Annotated in this window: 6 protein-coding genes; 4 read left to right on the top strand and 2 right to left on the bottom strand. The window is 63.9% G+C overall.

The features are described from left to right. Positions 1-33: 33 nt before the first annotated feature. A complete protein-coding gene (locus EOA24_RS23350) occupies positions 34-420 on the bottom strand; it encodes a MerR family DNA-binding transcriptional regulator (protein WP_112100024.1) in 387 nt (128 codons plus the stop codon). Positions 421-703: 283 nt separating this feature from the next. Then, positions 704-2,137 (bottom strand): magnesium transporter, encoded by a 1,434-nt coding sequence (mgtE, locus tag EOA24_RS23360; protein WP_126082129.1) that lies wholly within the window; start codon positions 2,135-2,137, stop codon positions 704-706. 387 nt (positions 2,138-2,524) lie between these two features. Between mgtE and EOA24_RS23365 the strand changes: the two genes are divergently transcribed. The 4 genes from EOA24_RS23365 to EOA24_RS23380 all read left to right on the top strand — a co-directional run bounded on the left by EOA24_RS23365 (position 2,525) and on the right by EOA24_RS23380 (position 6,644). Beyond that, complete coding sequence (locus EOA24_RS23365; protein ID WP_281059483.1) at positions 2,525-3,142, top strand: response regulator transcription factor; 618 nt, start codon at positions 2,525-2,527, stop codon at positions 3,140-3,142. Between the two features lie 133 nt (positions 3,143-3,275). Continuing rightward, entirely contained in the window at positions 3,276-4,466 is a 1,191-nt protein-coding gene (locus EOA24_RS23370; RefSeq protein WP_126082127.1) for an aminotransferase class V-fold PLP-dependent enzyme, read from the top strand. A gap of 10 nt (positions 4,467-4,476) precedes the next feature. Continuing rightward, positions 4,477-5,436, top strand: a complete 960-nt coding sequence (locus EOA24_RS23375; RefSeq protein ID WP_126082126.1) for a CoA ester lyase — start codon at positions 4,477-4,479, stop codon at positions 5,434-5,436. A gap of 20 nt (positions 5,437-5,456) precedes the next feature. Further along, positions 5,457-6,644 (top strand): malate--CoA ligase subunit beta, encoded by a 1,188-nt coding sequence (locus tag EOA24_RS23380; RefSeq protein WP_126082125.1) that lies wholly within the window; start codon positions 5,457-5,459, stop codon positions 6,642-6,644. Positions 6,645-6,663 lie beyond the last annotated feature (19 nt).

Below are 6,663 nucleotides of genomic sequence, written 5' to 3' on the forward strand. Positions count from 1 at the left end.
GAGGAGACACCGCCCGACAAGGGACAGCCACGTTCAGGTGTTGACGCCGAGCTCCACCAGGCGTTCGACGCAGGATTCCTCGGCCTGGTCGAGCTCGGCCAACGTCTCTTCCAGGTCGCGCCGCTTCTGGCGCAGATCCTCGCGCTTTTCCTCGATACGCCGGATCATCAGCTTTAGCTGGCCGACCTCGCCGGGCGGCTCCTTGTACATCTGGATGATCTCGCGGATCTCGTTGATCGAGAAGCCGAGCCTTTTTCCCCGCATGATCTGACGGATGAGATGCCGGTCGGACGGCCGGAATAGCCGCGTGCGGCCGCGTCTCACCGGCTGCACCAGCCCTTCGTCCTCGTAAAAACGCAACGTCCGCGTCGACACGTCGAACTCCCGTGTCAGCTCGGTGATCGTGTAATATTCCCGCATTCCCACTCCCAAGCCAAGGCATCGCCACGTTCAGCGTCGCCCTTCCCTACTGTGATACCCATGCAGCGCCGGAATCGGCACCTGACCCCGCGGCAGCCTCGCACGGCATTTACGTAAAAGTCAATTGAAGCGACTTTCGCCAAAGGACTGTCGAGATTCAGGTCAGGCCGAGTCGAAAATGGTGGTTTCTGAGAACCGGAGCGGAGCGTACTTGAAGTACGTGAGCACCGGAAGCGCAAGAGACCGCCATTTGCAGGCCGGCCTCACCTGAATATCGACTGTCCTAGGGCACTCTAAACCACCACGTCGCCAACCCCAGAAAGGCGAAGAAGCCGACACAGTCGGTGACGGTGGTGACGAAGACGGCCGAGGCAACCGCCGGATCGATCTTGAAACGATCAAGCACCAGCGGGATCAGGATGCCCGCAAGTGCCGCGGCGAACATGTTGATGATCATCGCCGCCGCGATGATGCCGCCCAGATTGGGGTCGCGGAACCAGAATCCGGCGACCATGCCGATCAGCACCGCGAACACCACGCCGTTGATGAAACCGACGCCGAGCTCGCGGCGAATGATGCGCGCGGAATTGTAGATATCGAGGTCCCTGGTCGCCAGCGCCCGCACGGTGACGGTCATGGTCTGCGAGCCGGCATTGCCGCCCATGCCGGCGACGATCGGCATTAGCACGGCAAGCGCCACGATATGCTCGATCGTGCGGTCGAACAGGCCGATCACCGACGCGGCGAGGAAGGCGGTCAGCAGATTGACCAGCAGCCAGGGCACGCGCGAGCGCGAGGTAGCGAGCACGGTGTCGGACAGTTCTTCGTCGCCGACGCCGCCCATGCGCAGAAGGTCTTCTTCCGCCTCCTCCTGGATGACGTCGACCACGTCGTCGATGGTGAGCACGCCGACCAGCCGCCCGTTCTCGTCGACCACGGCGGCGGAGAGCAAATTATATTGCTCGAACTCGCGGGCCGCCTCTTCCTGGTCCATCGTGGCCGGGATCGCGTGCAGCGTCTCATGCATGACCTCCTCGACCTTGACCGCGCGCCTGGTGCGCAGGATCTGATCGAGGTCGATGGCGCCGAGCAGCTTGAAGCTCGGATCGATGACGAAGATCTGGCTGAAGCGCTCGGGCAGGTTCTTGTCCTCGCGCATGTAGTCGATGGTCTGGCCGATCGTCCAGAACGGCGGCACGGCGACGAACTCGGTCTGCATGCGCCGGCCGGCCGTCTCTTCCGGATAGTCGAGCGCGCGGCGCAGCCTGATGCGCTCGGTGAAGGGCAGCTGCGACAGGATCTCGTCCTGGTCTTCCTTCTCGAGGTCCTCGAGAATGTAGACGGCGTCATCGGAATCGAGCTCCTGCACCGCCTGCGCGATCTGCGCGTTGGGCAAATTGTCGACGATGTCGAGGCGGATCGCCTCGTCGACCTCGGTCAGCGCGGAGAAGTCGAAATCGGAGCCAAGCAACTCGACCAGCGCGCGGCGCTGTTCGGGATGAAGCGCCTCCAGCACGTCACCGAGTTCCGACTGGTGCAGGTCGTCGACTTCGCGCTTGAGGGTGATCGTGTCGCGGTCGGCGATCGCCGCGCCGATCTGGGCAAGGAAGGAGGCGCGCACGGCACCGTCCTCGCCATAGATGTCGGCGTGATGCTCCTCGGCGGGCGCGACGTCGGTCGTCTGTCTGTCCTGGCCTTCCACCAGCGCCTCCCGCATCGAGGAATCTCGAAATGAGGTCTAGCGCATGACCCCGCAAACCGGAAATCGCTTTCGGAGAAATCCCAGACCTTTGCAGCAGATAGCGCGGCTACAGGATTCGTCTTGATAAGATGTCGCGCTAGAGCCCGGAATAGCCGAAGAAATATCGCGGCAATCCTGCTCACGGAATCGCTTACCTACCCCATGTCGCCGCTGTGACAATACCTCCAGCCGACGCGACAGCGCATGTCGCTGGGGATAGAGCACCCCTTCCCCGTTGAGGCAGAATTGTCATGACAGGGTCCGAAGAGGCCGACGAATGGGTGGAATCGAAAAGGTGAGCGGCAGGCCTTGAACCTCGCGTCGCGGAAAACGGAAGAAACAGCTGGCGGGCAGCGCGTTCGCGTGGTCGTCGCCGAACGCAATCCTTTCGTCGTTTCGGCGCTGCGCGAAATGCTGGAATGCGACGGCCGCTTCGATCTGCTCGGTGTTGTGCACAGCGGCGCGCAATTCCTGGATATGGCCACTGCCACACAGTTCGATGTCGCCGTCGTCGGCTGGAAGCTCGCCGACATGGACGGCGCCGACGTGCTGACGGAAGTTCAGAGCCGCGAGCTTGGCGTGCGCATCACGATCTTTTCCAACGACCATGACATCGGCATCCTGAAGCAATGCGTGCGCCTCGGCGCTCAAGGCTATTGCTTCCAGTTCGACGAGGCGCCGGTGATCTTCGAGACGATCCTGGCGGTCGCGCATGGCCGCATCTGCATTCCCTATATCGACATCAACAAGGTCAACGACACGCCCTTGTCCCGGCTCACCGTGCGCGAGCGGGAACTGCTGGCGGTGCTGTCCGACGGCTGGACCAATTTGCAGATCGCCACGCGTACAGGGATTTCCGAGAACACGGTGAAATACCACCTGAAGAATCTCTACGACAAGCTGGACGTGCGCAATCGCGCCATGGCCGTCGCACTCTATTCCAGCGAGAAACAACGCACGTCCAAATCGCCTGTCGGGTAGGCCGATCGGGTAGGCCAGACGGGTAGGTCCATCCCACCCGCAAGGGCCAACAACCTACCCGGCAAGGTGTTGTTGGCGAGCCTCGCCAGGACGAAACTTCCTCCACAATCAAAAACGATCGGAGGAATTTCGCATGGCTGGGTTCACGCATCTTTTCATCCCGGGGCCCACCAACATTCCGGAGCAGGTCCGGCAGGCCATGAACCTGCCGATGGAGGATATGCGCGCCGCCTCCTTCCCCAGCCTGACGCTGCCGCTGTTCGAGGACATCAGACGAGTCTTCAAGAACGAGACCGGCCGCGTCTTCATCTATCCGTCCTCCGGCACTGGCGCCTGGGAAGCGGCGATGACCAACGTGCTCAGCCCCGGTGACAAGGTGCTGATGTCGCGCTTCGGCCAGTTCTCGCATCTGTGGGTCGACATGGCCGAGCGCCTCGGCTTCGAGGTCGATGTCATCGATTGCGAGTGGGGCACCGGTGTTCCGCTCGACCTCTATGCGGAGCGGCTGAAGGCCGACAAGGCGCATCGCATCAAGGCAGTGTTCTGCACGCAGAACGAGACAGCGACCGGCGTCACCAGCGACGTTGCCGGCTGCCGCGCCTCGCTCGATGCGGCGAACCACCCAGCGCTGCTTTTCGTCGACGGCGTCTCCTCGATCGGCTCGATCGATTTCCGTCAGGAGGAATGGGGCGTCGACTGCGCCGTCAGCGGTTCGCAGAAGGGCTTCATGCTGCCGGCCGGCCTCGGCTTCCTGTCGGTCAGCCAGAAGGCACTTGCGGCTTCGCGGATCGCCACGCACCGGCACTGCTACTTCTCCTTCGAGGACATGATCCGCACCAACGACGCGGGCTATTTCCCCTACACGCCGGCGACGCAGCTGCTGCGCGGCCTGCGCGCTTCGCTCGACCTCATCGCCGAGGAGGGGCTGGAGAACATCTTCGCCCGCCACCATCGGCTGGCCGAAGGCGTGCGCAAGGCGGTCGACGCCTGGGGCCTGAAGCTCTGCGCCAAGGCGCCGCAATGGCACTCCGACACGGTCAGCGCCATCCTGGTGCCGGAGGGCATCGACAGCGCCAACGTCGTCAAACGCGCCTACAGCGCCTACCAGACATCGCTTGGCGGCGGCCTCAACAAGGTTGCCGGCAAGGTCTTCCGCATCGGCCATCTCGGCTGGCTGAACGAGGTGATGGTGCTGGCCTCGCTGTCGGCGGCCGAAATGACGCTGCTCGATTGCGGCGTGCGCCTGGCGCCGGGCTCGGGCGTCGCCGCGGCGATCGAGCACTTCCGCCGCACGGCCGAAATGCCAGTCGCCAAGGCGGCATAAGGGGCGCGCCATGAGCCACACCATCAACCACCTGAAGAAACTCAGGCTCCAGCGCAGCGAGCTGGCCGTTCCGGGCTCCAGCCCGGAGATGATCGACAAGGCGGCGAACAGCGCCGCCGACTTCGTCTTTCTCGACATCGAGGATGCGGTGGCGCCGCCCGACAAGGAGCGCGCCCGCAAGAACATCATCCAGGCGCTGAACGACATCGACTGGCGCGCCAAGGGCAAGACCGTCTCGGTGCGCATCAACGGCCTCGACACCCATTACATGTACCGCGACGTCGTCGACGTCATGGAACAGGCCGGCGACAAGCTGGACACCATTCTGGTGCCGAAGGTCGGCGTGCCCGCCGACCTCTATATGGTCGAGGCCATGGTCAACCAGATCGAGATGGCCAAGGGCTTCAAGACCCGCGTCGGCCTGGAAGCGCTGATCGAGACGGCGCTCGGCATGGCCAATGTCGAGGCGATCGCCGCCACGCCGGGGCGGCTGGAGGCGATGCATTTCGGCGTCGCAGACTATGCCGCGAGCAACAAGGCGCGGACCGTCAACATCGGCGGCCTCAACCCCGACTATCCCGGCGATCAGTGGCATTTCGCGCTGTCGCGCATGACGGTCGCTTGCCGCGCCTATGGCCTGCGCGCCATCGACGGGCCGTTCGGCGATTTCTCCGATCCCGGAGGCTACAAGGCGGCCGCAAGGCGCGCCGCCGCGCTCGGCATTGAAGGCAAATGGGCAATCCACCCTTCGCAGATCGCTTTGGCCAACGACGTGTTTTCGCCGCCGGAGAAAGAGGTCACCCGCGCCCGCCGCATCCTCGAGGTGCTGAAGGAGGCGGAGGCGCTGGGCAAGGGCGCAGCCGCGCTCGACGGCAAGATGATCGACGCCGCGTCGGAACGCATGGCGCGCAATGTGCTGGTGGTCAACGAAGCGATCGAGCGCGCCGGCCAGGTTCACGCCGCGCAGTAAAAAAAAACTGGGAGGACAAGATGGACATCCACGAATACCAGGCCAAGGAACTGCTTGCCCGCCACGGCGTGCATGTGCCGCGCGGCGGCCTCGCCTACAGCCCCGAGCAGGCGACCTACCGCGCGCGCGAGATCGGCGGCTCGAAATGGGTGCTAAAGGCGCAGGTTCATTCCGGCGCGCGCGGCAAAGTCGGCGGGATAAAACTCTGCTCGAATGACGAGGAGATCTCCAACGCCGCGGAAGCCATGCTCGGACGCAAGCTGGTGACGCAGCAGACCGGCCCGCGCGGCAAGCTGATCTCGCGCCTCTATCTGGAGGAAGCCGTCGACATCGCGCAGGAGCTCTATCTCGGCTTTGTGCTCGACCGGAAGGAAGAGCGCGTCATGATCGTGGCGTCGGCAGCCGGTGGCATGGAGATCGAGGACATCTCCGAAAAGCAGCCGGATTCCATCATCCGCGCCACCGTCGATCCCGGTGTCGGCATGCAGGGTTTTCAGGCGCGCGAGATCGCCTTCGGCCTCGGGCTCGAAAGCGGCCTGATCGGCAAGGCGACGGAAACCATCCTCGGCTGCTACCAGGTGTTCCGCGACTACGACGCCTCGATGCTGGAGATCAATCCGCTGGTGGTGACGCGCGACGGCAGCCTGGTCGCGCTCGACGCGAAGATGTCGTTCGACGAGAACGCGCTGTTCCGCCGCCCGGAAATCTCCGAGCTGCGCGACAAAAGCCAGGAAGACCCGCGCGAGACCTTCGCCAGCGACCGCGGCCTCTCCTATGTCGGTCTGGACGGCAATATCGGCTGCATCATCAACGGCGCTGGCCTCGCCATGGCGACGATGGACATGATCAAGATCGCCGGCGGCGAGCCGGCCAACTTCCTCGACATCGGCGGCGGCGCCTCGCCGGAGCGCGTGGCAAAATCCTTCCGCGCCGTGCTCGGCGACAAACAAGTCGAGACCATCCTGGTCAACATCTTTGCCGGCATCAACCGCTGCGACTGGGTGGCCGAAGGCGTCATCAAGGCGATCCGCGAGGTCGGCGTCGACGTGCCGTTGGTGGTGCGCCTTTCCGGCACCAAGGTCGAGGAAGGGCGCAAGATCCTGGCCGACTCCGGCGAGGCGGTGATCGTCGCCGACACGCTGGCCGAGGCCGCCGAAAAGGCAGTCGCCGCCTGGCGCGAAGCCACCAAGAACAAGAAAGCAGCCTGAGGGAGGTCGAGAAAATGGC

It is taken from the genome of Mesorhizobium sp. M2A.F.Ca.ET.039.01.1.1 (genome assembly GCF_003998035.1).
In the GTDB taxonomy this organism is placed as follows: Bacteria; Pseudomonadota; Alphaproteobacteria; order Rhizobiales; family Rhizobiaceae; genus Mesorhizobium.